Source organism: Roseovarius conchicola, assembly GCF_041403425.1.
GTDB classification, from domain to species: domain Bacteria; phylum Pseudomonadota; class Alphaproteobacteria; order Rhodobacterales; family Rhodobacteraceae; genus Roseovarius; species Roseovarius conchicola.
Window position 1 is genome coordinate 304615 of the sequence record NZ_JBGEHK010000005.1, and the last position, 14904, is coordinate 319518.

At 60.5% G+C, this 14904-nt stretch carries 11 protein-coding genes; 7 read left to right on the forward strand and 4 right to left on the reverse strand.

Annotation, left to right across the window (positions count from 1 at the left end; translation table 11 throughout):
- Positions 1-5: 5 nt before the first annotated feature.
- Together V6N02_RS15955 and V6N02_RS15960 are read right to left on the reverse strand one after the other, a co-directional pair.
- Positions 6-4088, reverse strand: a complete 4083-nt coding sequence (locus tag V6N02_RS15955; RefSeq protein WP_371226992.1) for an efflux RND transporter permease subunit — start codon at positions 4086-4088, stop codon at positions 6-8.
- The gene (locus V6N02_RS15960; RefSeq protein WP_371226994.1) at positions 4085-5404 is read right to left on the reverse strand and encodes an efflux RND transporter periplasmic adaptor subunit; all 1320 of its coding nucleotides are present in this window, start codon (positions 5402-5404) and stop codon (positions 4085-4087) included. The genes V6N02_RS15955 and V6N02_RS15960 overlap by 4 nt, the downstream gene beginning before the upstream one ends.
- A 207-nt stretch (positions 5405-5611) precedes the next feature.
- Here V6N02_RS15960 and V6N02_RS15965 point away from each other — a divergent pair, with 207 nt between their 5' ends.
- From V6N02_RS15965 to der, 3 genes are read left to right on the forward strand one after another with little or no spacing between them, the layout of a single operon-like run.
- Positions 5612-6283, forward strand: a complete 672-nt coding sequence (locus V6N02_RS15965) for a tetratricopeptide repeat protein (protein ID WP_371226996.1) — start codon at positions 5612-5614, stop codon at positions 6281-6283.
- A gap of 43 nt (positions 6284-6326) precedes the next feature.
- The gene (locus V6N02_RS15970; protein ID WP_371226998.1) at positions 6327-7655 is read left to right on the forward strand and encodes a PQQ-like beta-propeller repeat protein; all 1329 of its coding nucleotides are present in this window, start codon (positions 6327-6329) and stop codon (positions 7653-7655) included.
- A gap of 49 nt (positions 7656-7704) precedes the next feature.
- Positions 7705-9171, forward strand: a complete 1467-nt coding sequence (gene der, locus V6N02_RS15975) for a ribosome biogenesis GTPase Der (RefSeq protein WP_371227000.1) — start codon at positions 7705-7707, stop codon at positions 9169-9171.
- Here der and V6N02_RS15980 read toward each other — a convergent pair.
- The gene (locus tag V6N02_RS15980) at positions 9164-9886 is read right to left on the reverse strand and encodes a hypothetical protein (RefSeq protein ID WP_371227002.1); all 723 of its coding nucleotides are present in this window, start codon (positions 9884-9886) and stop codon (positions 9164-9166) included. The two genes, der and V6N02_RS15980, sit on opposite strands and share 8 nt — an antisense overlap.
- Positions 9887-9982: 96 nt before the next feature.
- On the opposite strand from V6N02_RS15980, the gene V6N02_RS15985 reads away from it, so the two are divergent.
- The 3 genes from V6N02_RS15985 (at position 9983) to V6N02_RS15995 (ending at position 12761) form a co-directional block, all read left to right on the forward strand.
- Positions 9983-11107 (forward strand): DUF2235 domain-containing protein, encoded by a 1125-nt coding sequence (locus tag V6N02_RS15985; RefSeq protein ID WP_371227004.1) that lies wholly within the window; start codon positions 9983-9985, stop codon positions 11105-11107.
- 143 nt (positions 11108-11250) lie between these two features.
- Entirely contained in the window at positions 11251-12246 is a 996-nt protein-coding gene (locus tag V6N02_RS15990; RefSeq protein WP_371227006.1) for a fatty acid desaturase, read from the forward strand.
- A 185-nt stretch (positions 12247-12431) separates the two neighbouring features.
- Complete coding sequence (locus V6N02_RS15995) at positions 12432-12761, forward strand: GYD domain-containing protein (RefSeq protein ID WP_371227008.1); 330 nt, start codon at positions 12432-12434, stop codon at positions 12759-12761.
- A gap of 343 nt (positions 12762-13104) precedes the next feature.
- Here the strand turns inward: V6N02_RS15995 and serS are convergent, their stop codons facing one another.
- Positions 13105-14397, reverse strand: a complete 1293-nt coding sequence (gene serS / locus V6N02_RS16000; RefSeq protein ID WP_371227010.1) for a serine--tRNA ligase — start codon at positions 14395-14397, stop codon at positions 13105-13107.
- Positions 14398-14620: 223 nt separating this feature from the next.
- On the opposite strand from serS, the gene yajC reads away from it, so the two are divergent.
- Positions 14621-14902 (forward strand): preprotein translocase subunit YajC, encoded by a 282-nt coding sequence (yajC, locus tag V6N02_RS16005; RefSeq protein ID WP_371227012.1) that lies wholly within the window; start codon positions 14621-14623, stop codon positions 14900-14902.
- Positions 14903-14904 lie beyond the last annotated feature (2 nt).

Sequence of the window (14904 nt, forward strand, 5' to 3'; positions counted from 1 at the left end):
CTGCCTTACTCGGCTGCACGCACCGGCTTGCCACCTTTGTCTTTACCCTCGCCCTTGTCGTCGGCTTCACCCCTGACCGCAGCATCGCTATCCGCGTTGAAGGTATCGCGCTGCGTGGTGCTGGTTTCGCCACGGGCCACGTCTGCCTGATCCACGGTCTCGTCCGTTTCGGCCGCTGCCAGCGCGGCTTCGCGTTCTCTCAACACGCGCTGAAGATCCGCCAACTCCTGGGCATCGCTGACGTCTTCGCCGTAGCCCTCTGAGGCGTCCGGCCACAGCAGTTCGGGTGCGGGCATCCGTTTGGCGGCGCGCGCTAGCGCCCAGTCCTGCGCTGCGCGACTGCTGCGGCCCATGGACATGGCGGCCAACGCGCGGCTGATCCACATGACATAGGTGCCGATCCAGATGCGCAACGCCAGCATGGACGGTGTGAAGATCAACGTAAGCACAGTGGCGATGCCCAGCCCGAACACCACCGCCGTGGCCAGCTGTTTCCACCAAAGGGCGGTGGGGCTGTCAAACGTATAGCCGCCATTCACGAAATCCAGGCTGAGGCCGAACATCATCGGGGCCAGACCGGCCATGGTGGTGATCGTGGTCAGCAGAACGGGCCGGATGCGCGCCTCGGCGGTGCGGGTAATGGCCTCGATCCGGGGCATGTAACGGCTGTAATCCTGATAGGTGTCGATCAGAACAATGTTGTTGTTCACCACGATCCCGGCCAGGGCCACGATCCCGGTTCCGGTCATGATGATCGAAAATGGCTGGTTCATGACCATCATTCCGATCAGCACGCCGGTGGTGGACAGAACCACTGCCAGCAGCACCAGAACCGCGTTATAGACCGAGTTGAACTGCGCCAGCAGGATGATGAACATCAACCCCAACGCGCCCAGAAAGGCGCTTTGCAGGAAGGCCCCGGATTCTTCTTGGTCTTCGGCGTCGCCGGTCCACTCGTATTCCAGTCCGGGGGGCAGCGCGCCGCCTTCGATCCAGGCCGTCAGGGTCTCGATCCGTTCATTTGCGTTGATCGGCACGATGGTTTCATTGCCGTTCTCATCCGTCACGGTTTTGGTCTGACCATCCGCAACCCCGGCCTTGATGTCGAAAAAGCGGGTTTGCGCGATGCGGTCGATCTGCCCCAGCTTGGCAACAGGTTTGCGCGAGATGAAGTTGGACAGCGGCACCAGCCCTTCGGTGGTGCGGATTTTAAGGGTGTCGAGCGTGGACAGCACCCGGTCCTCCTCGGGCAGGCGCACGCGGATGTCGATTTCTTCATCCGAACTGTCCACACGCATCGTGTCCAGCAAGACGCCGCGCGTGACCAGTTGCACCATGGCGCCGACCTTGGCCACATCTGCCCCGTATCGCCCGGCTTTTTCCACATCGACATCAATCTGCCAGTCGATGCCGGGCAGGGGCAGGGTATCTTCGACCAGGATCAGGCCTTCGGTGTCTTCAAACTTGTCGCGCGCCATTTGGGTAAAGGCTTGCAACGCCTCCCAATCATCGCCTTTGACCCGCAGGTGCACTGGCTTGGCCGAGGCAGGACCGCGCTCAAGCGCGATGATCTCGATCTCGATGCCGGGGATTTTTTCCAGCTCGGCGGTGAGCTGGTTCATCGTCAGATCACCGTCTGCGGCGGGATCCGTGACCTGCCGGGTCACCTTGTAGTCGATAAACGGAATAGTGAACCACGTCTCACGCGCCTTGGGCCGTTCTTCCCAGCGGGTGATCTCAAGCTGGACCTGCCCAACCGTATCCAGCGGGGGCATCGCCCCACCGGTATTGTTGTTCAGTCCGCTTTCCCCGGCAAATGCAAAGGCGCTGCGCACGTTGGGGTGCTGCATCACCACGTCCTCGACCTGCTGGACCAGATCGTCCTTCTGGTCGAGGGACAGGTTGCCCCGGGCACGTACATAGACGATGGCGTTCTCGGGTTCGGATTCCACGAAGAACTCCACGCCACGATTGTTGCCGATATAGAATACCAGCACCGATCCGACGAGCACGAAGATCATGCAGAAAGAGAGCAATGGCGCGATCGGGTTGGCGGCGATCAGGTGGATGAACGCGCCAAAGCGCGAGCGCCGATAGCCCGCTTCGACGCGGTTCGCCCGGCCGTTTTTCAGCTGTCCCGAGATGTAGATGCCAATGACGCCAATGACGGCGATAATCGCGAGCGTGCCAAGGCCGGTTCCCGATCCTGCCAGAACGCCAATGGCCGCGCCAAGGAAGATGTAAGAGGTCAGGTGCGGGATCTGTGGCAACTGTCCGCGAACGCGGGTGTCTATCCATTCCATGAACACGCCGATGCGTGGTTTCAGCGCCAGCACACCAAGCAGCAAGGCGATAACGCTGGCCACGCCGATGGCTGCGACTACCGCAAGCGCGACAGCCAGTGCAAAAACCGACACGAGGATCGGCATCACCGAGCCGAAGATGTTGCCCATATCCATGCGCCCGAACAGGCCGAGCAGTTGCATCTGCAACACCGGAGCAAGGGCTTGGGCCAGCAGGAAGCCACCGATTGTCACCGGGAACAACAGCACATGCCACAGCCAATACCCTTCTGCGATCTGCGTGGTGCGGGTATTGAACCAGCGTTCCAGGCGTCCGGTTACCCCGCCCATCACCGGGAGATAGACCAGAGCGACCAGCAGCGAGGCAGACAGAACAAAGATCAATGTGACTGGCAGCATGCCCATGAACTGCCCCGGCACACCGGGCCAGAACAGCATCGGGAGGAAGGCGCAGAGCGTTGTCGCGGTCGAACTGACCACCGGCCAGAACATCCGCTTGGCTGCGGCCACATAGGCATGCATCGGGCCTTCGCCGCGGGCAATGCGTTTGTCGGCGTATTCCACTACCACGATGGCGCCATCCACCAGCATCCCCACGGCCAGGATCAGACCAAACATCACGATGTTGGAAATGGTGATGCCCATGACGGCCAGCAGGGCAAAGCACAGCAGGAACGAGGTCGGAATGGCAAAGCCGACCAACAGGGCCGGGCGGATGCCAAGCGCGGCAAGAACCACGATCATCACCAGCGCAATCGCTGTCAGGACCGAGCTTTCCAACTGGCTGACCATCGAGGCGACGGGGCGGGATTGGTCGTTCGAGGTGCCGACGGTCACGGCATTGCGCAACTCTTCCGGCCAGGTGGCCACTTCTTTATCGACGGTTTCGCGCACCAGCGCCACGGTGTCGATAATGTTAAAGCCCTTCCGTTTGACCACCTGCAGCGCCACGGTGGTTTCACTGTTGAAACGGGCGGTGCCCAGACGATCCTCGAATGTCAGGGTGATCTTGGCCAGATCACCCAGGGTGACCACGCGATCGCCGTTGATTTTGACGGGCAGGTCATAGATGTCTTGCGGTTCGTCGAAGGAGGACGGGATCTTGACAGCAAATGTGCCCTGCGCGGTGTCGACCTCACCGGCGGCGATTAACTGGTTGTTGTTTTGCACAACGGTGATCAGTTCAAGGGCCGTTACGTTGTAGGATTCAAGGCGGACCGGGTCGATCACCACCTCGATCATCTCGTCGCGATTGCCCGCGATTCCAGCCTCCAAAACCGGCTCTAACGTTTCAAGGCGGTCCTGCAAATCCTTGGCCAGCCGCGCCATGGTGCGTTCGGGCACCTGGCCGGACAGGTTGACGATCAGAATGGGGAATTCGCTGAAATTGATCTCGGTGATCTTGTATTTCTCGGCCCCGTCCGGGAATAGCGCCTCTGCGGCACTCATAGCGTCGCGGACATCGGCAATGATCTTGGTCTTGTCCCAGCCGAATTCGAACTCCAGCGCCACACCGGCATAGCTTTCGGCGGCGGTGCCTGTCATGGTTTTTAGGCCATCCAGATCGGCCAGTTCGGTTTCCATCACCTTGACCAGCAATTTCTCGCTGTCTTCGGCGGAAATGCCCGGGAACACGGTTGATACGAACAGGGCAGGGATCTCGATATCCGGCTCACCCTCTTTGGGCAGGCCAACATACGAGAGGCTGCCTGCCAGAAGTGACAGGATGATAAAGGCAATCACCATCCGCGCGCGGCTGGCGGCCCAATCAACCAGGCCGGTCATTTCGGCGGCTCCTGATAGCTGGCGTTCACTTGCACGCCGTCAGTCACATATTCCTGTCCGATCACGATCACGTTGGCCTGATCGGGTAACCCGTCAAGCCAGATGCCGTTGGGTGTATCGCGCAGTAAGGTCACAGGCAGAAAGGTCACGCGGCTGTCCTCGGCCACGAGGCGCACGCCCAACACACCGGCATCATCCAGCGTCAGCGCGGATTGCGGGACAAGATGTGCCTGGCGTCCCTCGGCGTCGATCACGATTTCGGCGGTTTGCCCGTCACGCAGTATCAGATCGCCATTGGGCACTTCGATTTCGACCCGGAAGGTGCGGGTGGAGGGGTCTGCAGCACGGGACAGAAATGTCACCTTGCCCTCGACGCGATCACCGGAGGCCAGCTCGGCGCCCGCCTGGGCACCCAGTTCAACCTGGGCCACGGCGGTTTCGGGAACAAACCCTACTAGCATCATCGGATCCAGCTGGATCACGGTCGCGCATTCATCACCAGGTTGCAGCAGACTGCCCAACTCGGCCGTGTCGGTTTCCAACAGGCCAGCAAAGGGAGCCGCGATGGTCAGGCGGTCGATCTCTTTCTCGGCAGCGGCCACGGTGGCGCGCGCGCTTTCGACACCGGCCTTGGCGGCTTCGATCCCGGCGGCCACGCTTTCCAGGCCGGAGGCGGCGGATTTCAGCCCGGCCTCGGCACTGACGATCGAGGCTTCGGCACCCCGCACGGCGGCTTCGGTGCTGGCCACCCGGGTTTCCGAGGCAAAACCACCCTCGCTGAGGCGGGTAGCGGCATTGGCGTTAATCATCGCCTCTTCTAGTCTCGCTTTGGATTCGATCACCCGTGCGCGGGCTTCTTCAACGCGGGCTTCGGCCTCGGGCACTGCCGCCTCGGCTTCGGGCACACGGGATCGGGCTTCGGCCAGGCGGGCCTCGGCTTCGGCCAGAACAGCCACGCGAACGCCTGGTTCCAGTTCGCACAGAAGATCGCCAGCCTCGACAAATGTCCCTTTGCGCAAGGGGTCAGACAGGACCAGCCCCGAGGTTTCGGCACGTAGCATAACCTGGCGAAATGCCTCGGTCTGGCCGCGCAGCACCACAGCGCTGTCAATTGGGCGTGCCGATGACTTCAGAGCCACCACACCGACTGGGCGATCCACCTCGGCAGGGTCGTCTGCTTCCGGTGTCACCTCGGTTTCGGCGACCGGCGCCCCGCCATCGCGGGCAAACATCGCTGTCAGCGCGTCGCGCTCGAAGATAAACACGTAGATCATTGCCATAACCGCGATCGCGGCAACGATGGGAAACAAACGCATCTGGGGTCCCTTTTGGGTCTTGGTCCGTGGAAGTTTAAGCAAACCGGCCTTCGTACTCAATTTACAAAGACTGATACGCTGAACTAACCAGTTTAGATTACTCTTTTCAAGACCCTGCTGCAAGTTGTCTGTGGTTGGGGCACGAGTGGCCCTTGGCAGGGCGGGGGCTTCGGGGTAAGACAGGCGAAATAATCACCGGGGTCCATCGTGAGCGACACTGACAGTTTCATCGACGAAGTTACCGAAGAAGTCCGCCGCGACCGTCTTTTTGGTCTGATGCGCCGTTATGGCTGGATCGCTGTGCTTGCGGTTCTTTTGCTTGTGGGCGGGGCAGCCTGGAACGAGTGGCGCAAGGCGCAGGAGCGCAGTGCTGCCGAGGCGCTGGGCGATTCTGTTCTGGCCGCATTACAACAAGACGAGCAGGCCGCCCGGGCCGAGGCGTTGGCCGCCATTGAAGCGCCCAACGCGTCCAGTCAGGCAATGATTGACTTGCTGGCCGCGGCTGAACAGGAACAAAACAACCCTGCGGCGGCGGCAGAGCGCCTGATCGCTCTGGCTGACAATTCCGGTGCGAAACTGGTTTATCGTCAGATAGCCACGCTGAAGGCGACGGCCATGCCAGATTCGGGGCTGAGCGAAGAAGATCGCCGTACCCGGCTTGAAGGGTTGGCACTTTCGGGGGGGCTGACCGGTTTGTTGGCCGAAGAACAGCTGGCGTGGCTGGATGTTGAAACCGGCCAGACCGAGGCCGCGCTGGAGCGGATGCAGGGTATCGCGGTGAATGCGAGTGCGACACCGGGCTTGCGCCAGAGAGCATCACAAGTGATTGTGGCGTTGGGTGGCACGCTGCCTGAAGATGCGGACAGCGCAGAAGAGTAGAAGACTGTCGGGAAACCGACAGGTGCAAACGGGGGCAAGAGCATTGAAACCGATCGGAGCATTTCTGGGGCTGGCCGCGATTTTGGCCCTGACCGCCTGTGGAGAGGATGAGGTGATCCTGCCCGGTGAGCGCGAGGATATCCGTGCTGTTCTGTCAGAGGATGGCACCCCGCTTGAAACCGAGACCGCCGCGGGAAACCAGACGCGCGCCGTGTCCCTGGCTGCCGCGACCAGCAACGCAAGCTGGCGCCAGAGCATCGCCTCACCCGCGACCCGCACCGCGCACCCCGCACTGTCGTCTAATCCAAGATTGGCCTGGTCGGTGAATATCGGGGCAGGCGACGGGCGCAAGAACCGCATCACGGCGGATCCTGTGGTGGCTGATGGCCGCGTCTTTACTCTGGATTCCGAGGCCCGGGTCAGTGCGGTGTCGACCAACGGCCAACTGCTTTGGACGAAGGACCTTGTACCCAGCAATGACAGCGCCAACGAGGCTAGTGGCGGTGGACTGGCCTATGACGAGGGCAAGCTGTTTATCTCGTCCGGCTTTGGCTTGATGACGGCCCTCAACGCTGAAACCGGGGCCGAGATTTGGCAGCAGAATCTGCGCGCCACCGGGTCGGGCGATCCGACGGTGCGCGATGGTCTGGTCTATCTGGTGGCGGGCGACGACGTGGCCTGGGCGCTGGAAACCGACACGGGCCGCATTGCGTGGCGTTTGTCCGCCAGCCCCGATATCAAGAATGTCATGGGTGGTCCCGCGCCTGCGGTGACGGACAAATACGCGGTTTTCGCCTTTGGCTCTGGCGAGGTACAGGGAGCGTTCCGCAAAGGCGGTCTGCGCCTTTGGGACAGTCAGGTGGCCGGACAGCGCAAAGGGTTCTCAAGTGCGCGCATTGGCGACATCACCAGCGACCCCATCGTGGTCGGCGATCGGATTTATGTGGGCTCTCATTCGGGCCGCACCGTGGCGCTAAATCTTGGCAATGGTGAACGGATATGGACGGCCAATGATGGCCCGCTGAACACGATATGGCCAACCAACGACTCGGTCTTTTTCGTCACGGATCGCAACGAACTGGTGCGTCTGGATGCCGAAGACGGAAGCCGCATCTGGGCCAATACACTTCCCTTCTTTACCCAGAACCGCCCGCGTAAACAGTCCGAGATTTTCGGCCATCACGGGCCGATCATCGCCGGGAGCAACCTGATCGTGGCCTCAAATGACGGGTTGATGCGGCTGTTCGATCCGGCCAGCGGGACCTTGCGGGGGACCGTTGATATTCCCGGTGGGGCCACGACCAACCCTGTTGTGGCTGGCAACACGCTTTACCTGGTGTCGACCAAGGGGCAATTGCTGGCTTTCCGATAGGCGAGCGATACTGTATCAGGGCCGCTTGATCGCGCCTGAGGACCAAGACATGAGTTTCACATTAGCCATCGTGGGCCGCCCGAACGTGGGTAAATCCACGCTGTTCAACCGCCTTGTGGGCAAACGCATCGCATTGGTCGATGACCAGCCGGGCGTCACGCGTGATCTGCGTGAGGGCGAGGGCAAGCTGGGCGATTTGCGCTTCACGGTGATTGACACCGCCGGGCTGGAAGAGGCCACGGATGCCTCGCTTCAGGGGCGGATGCGCAAACTCACCGAGCGGGCCGTGGATATGGCCGATATCTGCCTGTTCATGATTGATGCGCGCACGGGCGTCACCCCGACCGATCAGATCTTTGCCGATATCCTGCGCAAGCGGTCCGAACATGTGATTCTTGCAGCCAACAAGGCCGAGGGGAATGCAGCGGATGCGGGCGTGATTGAGGCCTATAGCCTTGGTCTGGGTGAGCCGATCCGCATGTCGGCAGAGCATAACGAGGGGCTGAATGATCTTTACAGCCAGTTGATGCCGCTGGCCGATGACTATGCCAAGCGCGCCGCTGCCGAGGCGCCGGAGACCGATATCACCATTGAAGATGGCGAAGATATCGAGGGGCTGACCTATCGCCAGCCGACCGCCGCACGCCCGTTGCAAGTGGCTGTGGTGGGACGCCCCAATGCGGGGAAATCGACACTGATCAACAAGATCCTTGGTGAAGACCGTCTGCTGACGGGTCCCGAGGCCGGGATCACCCGCGATGCGATATCGTTGTCGATGGACTGGGATGGTCTGCCGGTGCGGATTTTTGATACAGCGGGGATGCGCAAAAAGGCAAAGGTGCAGGACAAGCTTGAGAAACTGTCGGTGGGCGACGGACTGCGCGCTGTGAAATTCGCCGAGGTCGTGGTGGTTCTGCTGGATGCCGCCATTCCGTTCGAGCAACAGGATTTGCGCATTGCTGACCTGGCCGAGCGCGAAGGGCGTGCCGTGGTCGTGGCGGTCAACAAATGGGATGTCGAGGACAATAAACAGGAAAAGCTGCGCGATCTGCGCGAGGCGTTTGAGCGGTTGCTGCCGCAGTTGCGCGGTGCGCCACTGATCACTGTCTCGGCCAAGACGGGCCGGGGATTGGATCGTCTGCGCGCCGCTGTTGAACGCGCCTACGAGGTCTGGAACCGCCGGGTATCGACCGCGCATCTGAACCGCTGGCTGGCGGGTATGCTTGAGGCGCACCCACCCCCGGCGCCGGGCGGTAAACGCATCAAGCTGCGCTATATGACCCAGGCCAAGACGCGGCCCCCCGGGTTCGTGGTCATGTGCTCGAACCCGGAAAAGATGGCAGAAAGCTATTCGCGATATCTGGTCAACGGGTTGCGCGAGGATTTCGATATGCCGGGCACGCCGATCCGTCTCTATATGCGTTCGCAAGCAGACAAGAACCCCTATAAGGGGCGCAAGAAATCAACGCCATCGCGCCTGCGCAAGCACCTGTCCGGGAAACCGCCGGCTAAGTAGCGCGGGTTTTCAGAGCGGTGAAGGCAAGGGCTGCGATGCCTGCCAGGCTGAGGCCCAGAACAGGTATATTCAGCGGATCGAGATTGGTTACGACAACCGCGACCAGAGCCCAGATCACAGCGGCGGAGTATTCCGGTGTGTCAGGGCGCAGCCGCTGAACGGCCGAGGCAATCATCAGCCCAAGACCCAGCGTCAGGATGGCCGCTGTGGTTTGCCCGACGATGCCATGCCCGGCCAGCATCAAGGCCAGCGCCACGGCGCTCGCTGCGGTTAGCCACCCGGCATAAAGCGCGATCGGCGTGCGCAGCCATATGCGGTCACGCGTGCCGGCGTTCAGCAACGCCCAGATCGCCGTGATCAGCATCAACCAGATCAGCACCGTGGCCCAGAAAGGGGAAAGCTGTGCCACCGGTATCCATGCTGCGCCCAACACCATGCTGATGATCAACGACCAGCGATGCCGGTCCCAGTCTGCATGATCGGCCCGGTTCAGCAGGCCAAACCCGGTGCCAAGCAACAACATCAGATAGATCAGCCCCCAGATGGAAAAGGCATAACCAGCGGGCTGGGCCGGGGCGTCAACTTGTGGGATCGGGAATTGATCGGCACGAAACCCGTTGAACCCCGGGCTTAGAAACGGGGACATCACAAAGGCGACGGCGGCGGAGAGGGCCAGAATGGCTTTCATTCGTTCCATGCGCGATAACTGGCTCATTCAGTGCCCCTGTCAATGGTCAGAATGCTTGCCCCAACGTCAGGGCTGCGCCTATGCTGGGTGCCAGATTTTAAGTGAGTTATTTTGAGGCCCGTTATGAAGCGCATAGCGATTTTTTGCGACGGTACATGGAACCGACTGTCTGCGCCCAATGCCACCCATGTGGCGCGGCTGGCACGCGCGGTCACACCCTCGGCCACGGATGGGCGCACACAGCTTGTCTATTACCAACAGGGTGTCGGCACCGGCCGGGGCACCAATGCCGTGGCGCGCAAGATGGACAAATGGTTGGGCGGGGCCCTGGGATGGGGGTTGGATGACAACATCATCGAGGCTTTTCGCAACCTGATATTCTGGTATGAACCCGGGGATCAGATTTTCATCTTTGGCTTTTCACGCGGGGCTTACACGGCGCGGTCACTGGCCGGGTTGATCCGAACTGCCGGTATTCCCCCGCGGGGACATCTGGATCGGTTGCAGGAGGCCGTCGATCTCTATCGGGCGCGCGGCGAAGATACCCACCCTGATGGTGATGCGGCGCGCGACTTTCGCCGCACATTTGCGCCCCTGACAGCCACCAGCCAAACCGACCTCGAATGGCGTCGCAGCCAGGGAGACGAGGACAGTTTCTTTTTGCAACTGGCCTATCTTGGCCTTTGGGACACGGTCGGTGCACTGGGATTGCCGGGGGTTTTTGGACAAATCTCGAAGCTGGTAAATAAGAAATATGCATTCCATGACACGGCTTTGTCGCGCTCGGTGCGTTCGGCGCGCCATGCCGTGGCGATAGATGAGCGGCGACGGTTCTATCCGCCCAGCCTGTGGAGCAATCTGGACGATCTGAACGGCCCCGAAGTGACAGGGGCGCAACGCCCCTATTTGCAACAGTGGTTCCCGGGTGTGCACAGCGTGCTGGGCGGCAGCGGCGTGGTGCCGAAATTGTCGGCCTTTACTGCCGACTGGGTGGTTGAAGGTGCGCGCGATCGGTTGCTGGAGTTTGACCGCGTGATGCTGCAGGAGATTGTTGGCGGGCAGGATGCCGAGGCTGACGCGGGCGCAATGGTGCAGCAGGCGAGTCTTGGCAATCTTGGCGGTCTGTGGCTTTCGGACCGTGAGGGTCCCGACCATGTGAGCGATCTGTCCGAAGCGGCAAAAGAACGTGTGGAAAAGCGCCCCGATTATCGCCCTGGCGCCTTGGACAAGGTCATCGGGCAACTATAGCCGTGCTGCGGGTTTTTGCCATTTTCGGGTCGTTGAAACCGCTGGTCTTGCAATCATTGGGTCAATTGCCACATGCAGTTACGGAGCGCCGTTTATGGGCGGCCAGATCATTATGACATATTGATTGTTTTGACGGGGGCACGGTGGATATCCGAGAATTTACAAAAGCCTATACCGAGAAAAGCGATCTGCGTGGGGCGCTCAGCCTGCTTGGCACACTGGCGGTCTACGCAACCGCGCTGGTCCTGGGTGTGCTGTTTGCAGGACAGCTGTGGCTGGCGGTCCCTCTGATCGTTTTGTTGGTTTTTGCGTCGGTGCGTTTGTACGTGCTGCAGCATGATTGCGGTCATGCCTCGCTGTTTCGCACGCGTGTTTTGAACGACTGGGCGGGGTATCTTCTGTCGGTGTTCTCGCTGACGCCCTACCGGGTGATGCAGCACAATCACAACCTGCATCATGCCTATCTGAGCAATCTCGATCACCGCGAGACGACCGAGGTCTACACGATGACACTGGCCGAATGGCAGGCGGCGCCGTTTGGCCGACGGCTTTGGTATCGGCTTTATCGCAACCCGGTATTGATGCTGGGCCTGGGCGGGATCTACGCCTATTTTATTGCTCATCGCTGGCCCCGGAACACGAGCCGCGTTGGCATGCTGGGGGTGGCCCTGCATAATCTGGTGCTTGCCGCGTATCTTTTGTTGATCTGGGCCACGCTGGGGATGCCAGGGTTGGTTGTGCTGGGGGTTAGCGCCGTTCTGGCCGGTGGCATCGGTGTGTTCCTCGTCTACCTGCAGCACAATTTCGAAGACACATACTGGGATCGCAAACCCGATCTGGATTTCCGCAAGGCGACGCTGGAAGGGTCAAGCTCGCTCGATCTGGGCTGGTGGTGGGATCTGGGGACAGGTAACATCGCCTATCACGACCTGCATCATTTCAACCCGTCGATCCCGTCTTATCATCTGCGCCGGTGTCAGGCCGATCTGCCCGATGCGTTGAAGCGTCATGACGTGATCCGCTGGCCCGAGGCGCTGGCCAGTTTCCGATTGAAACTGTGGGACGAAGAAGCAGAAAAGCTGGTTCCGTTTCCAAACTCTGCGAAGGCCAAGGTGGGGGCGGTGCAGTCAAATGCATGAGGTTTCCGTGCCAAAGCGTGAAGCCGTCTTTTTTGGGGCAAAGCCGCTGATCGGGGCCTGTGCCATGCACCATAATGCACTTACAGAATACCGCTGACGCAGTCGGACCGCAGGAAATCTACTGCAGTATCGAACGAATTAAGCTACGATTGGCAAGTCTGACCAAGTTTCAGGGGGGGGAACACATGGCGACTTTTATCGTAACTGGAAACTACACTGCCCAAGCGGTTCAGGGTATGATTGCCAATCCATCGGATCGGGCCGCCGCTGTAAAGCCGTTGGTTGAGGCCGCAGGCGGCGAGATGCTGTCCTATTATGCGACAACCGGCGAGACCGATTTTCTGATGATCTGCGAGGCCAGTGATGGGGAAGATATCCTTCCCGCTTTGATGGTCGCTGGTGCGTCTGGTACAGTGTCCAATTTGAAAACGGTTCGAGCTTACTCCAGCGCGGATTTCACGGCCGCGCAGAAGAAAGCTGGCGGGATCGCTGCAAAGTTCAGCCCGGCTGGCTAAGGCCGTTGCCCGGCGTCGAGAGATCACCGCCGGAACCGTGTTAACATGTTTTTGTGTGGTGGGCGTGATCCGCTTCACAGATGCTGGTTTGTATCATGGCGCTGGCTTAAACACTGGCGCAACGCATGTGTGTGTATTGACGCGTCAGGAAGCGTCACGCCTTTGACCAGTGACATCGGATACGGGGGCTGCGTACAGTGCTCATGTCCTGCAGGGACATCCGCCAAAAGCTGCTATCCAGATATTTTGGCGGCGTGCTTTAAAACGAGCAAGCCGATAGCGTGGCTGATCCGAACTGCCTAAGGACCGTCCGGGTCACACAGCGGAGGCTCGGACCTGCTTGTCAGGCCAGCGTGCCGTCTGCCTCCAGCCGTGTCTTGCCACGCAGATGAGGGTGCAGCACCTCGGGCAAGGCGACCGACCCATCCGCCTGCTGGCCGTTTTCCAGCACCGCGATCAGGCAACGCCCGACGGCCAGGCCGGACCCGTTCAGAGTATGCACAAACTGAGGTTTGCCGCCGTCCACAGGTTTGAACCTTGCATTCATGCGCCGGGCCTGAAAATCACCGCATACCGAGCAGGAACTGATCTCGCGATAAGTACTCTGCCCAGGCAACCAGACCTCGATATCGTGGGTCTTGCGCGCGCCAAAACCCATGTCGCCGGTGCACAGCACCACGGTGCGGTAGGGCAGGCCGAGTTTCTCAAGGATACCCTGCGCGCAGGCGGTCATCCGGTCGAGTTCTTCAAGGGATTTATCGGGATGGGTGATCGACACCATCTCGACCTTCTCAAACTGGTGCTGGCGCAGCATGCCTGCGGTATCGCGCCCTGCGCTGCCAGCCTCGGAGCGGAAACATTGCGTGTGTGCCACATAGCGGCGCGGCAGATAGCCCTCATCCACGGTGGCGTTATTGACGATATTGGTCAGAGTCACCTCGGCGGTGGGCACCAGCCACCAGCCATTGGTGGTCTGATAGCTGTCTTCACCGAACTTCGGCAGCTGTCCGGTGCCTTCCATCATTTCGGGGCGCACCAGAACCGGGGTCCATGTCTCGGTCAGACCGTTTTCCTCGACATGGGTGTCGATCATGAACTGGGCGAGGGCGCGGTGAATGCGCGCGACCGATCCAGACAGCACCACAAAGCGGCTGCCCGAGAGTTTGGCGGCAGTTTCAAAATCCATGCCGGGTTTTACACCGTCGAGCTCGAAATGCTCTTTCGGGGCGAAGTTCAGCTCACGCGGGGTGCCCCAGCGGTGGATTTCGACATTGTCGTCTTCGTCCTCGCCGTCGGGCACCTCGGCGAAGGGCAGGTTGGGAATGCCCATCATCATCGCGGTCAGCTGCGCGTCCAGCTCTTTCGCTTCGCCCTGCATGGCGGCCACTTCGGTCTTCTTCTCACCGACCAGCGCGCGCAGGCGCTCAAACTCGGCCTCGTCGCCCCTGGCCTTGGCGGCGCCGACCTCCTTGGAGGCCTTATTCTGCTCGGCCTGCGCGGTCTCGGCGGCATGAATGCGGGCGCGCCGCGCCTCGTCCAGCTCCAACACCTGCGAGGACACACCCGACAGCCCACGTTTGGCCAAAGCGGCGTCAAAAGCAGCGGGGTTTTCGCGGATGGCGCGGATGTCATGCATCGGATCGGTCCTTCTGGGGTTGAGTCGTCTGAGGCGTGTTTAACAAGGAATGGTTAAGGGGATACAGCCGTTTATCTCACTCCACGATTCTTCGCCAAGCCAGAGTCACAGATAAGCGGTGTATTAAGCCGTTTCCCGCCTTGCAAATATTGCGTCCGGTCCTTAGGTTCCCAGCGAATTCGCAGAGGGGTTTCCCCTGCTACTTTTAGAGGACGCGCACGACATGGAAGCCTTTGCTCAGTTTATCCCCCTGATCCTGATTTTCGCCATTATGTGGTTCCTGCTGATCCGCCCGCAGCAGAAGAAGGTCAAAGAGCATCAGGCTATGGTGGCCGCGCTGCGCCGGGGGGATCAGGTGGTCACCCAAGGCGGGCTGATCGGCAAGGTCAGTAAGGTCAAGGATGACAATGAAATCGAGGTGGAGCTGGCCACGGATGTGAAGGTGCGTGTTGTCAAAAGCACCGTTGCCCAGGTTCTGAACAAGACCGAACCTGCCGAGGGTTAAAC

Coding starts and splice junctions, on each gene's coding strand:
- V6N02_RS15980 (WP_371227002.1), bottom strand. CDS start 9,886: ATGAGCCAGTTATCGCGCATGGAACGAATGAAAGCCATTCTGGCCCTC.
- V6N02_RS15955 (WP_371226992.1), bottom strand. CDS start 4,088: ATGACCGGCCTGGTTGATTGGGCCGCCAGCCGCGCGCGGATGGTGATT.
- serS (WP_371227010.1), bottom strand. CDS start 14,397: ATGCATGACATCCGCGCCATCCGCGAAAACCCCGCTGCTTTTGACGCC.
- der (WP_371227000.1), top strand. CDS start 7,705: ATGAGTTTCACATTAGCCATCGTGGGCCGCCCGAACGTGGGTAAATCC.
- yajC (WP_371227012.1), top strand. CDS start 14,621: ATGGAAGCCTTTGCTCAGTTTATCCCCCTGATCCTGATTTTCGCCATT.
- V6N02_RS15960 (WP_371226994.1), bottom strand. CDS start 5,404: ATGCGTTTGTTTCCCATCGTTGCCGCGATCGCGGTTATGGCAATGATC.
- V6N02_RS15985 (WP_371227004.1), top strand. CDS start 9,983: ATGAAGCGCATAGCGATTTTTTGCGACGGTACATGGAACCGACTGTCT.
- V6N02_RS15995 (WP_371227008.1), top strand. CDS start 12,432: ATGGCGACTTTTATCGTAACTGGAAACTACACTGCCCAAGCGGTTCAG.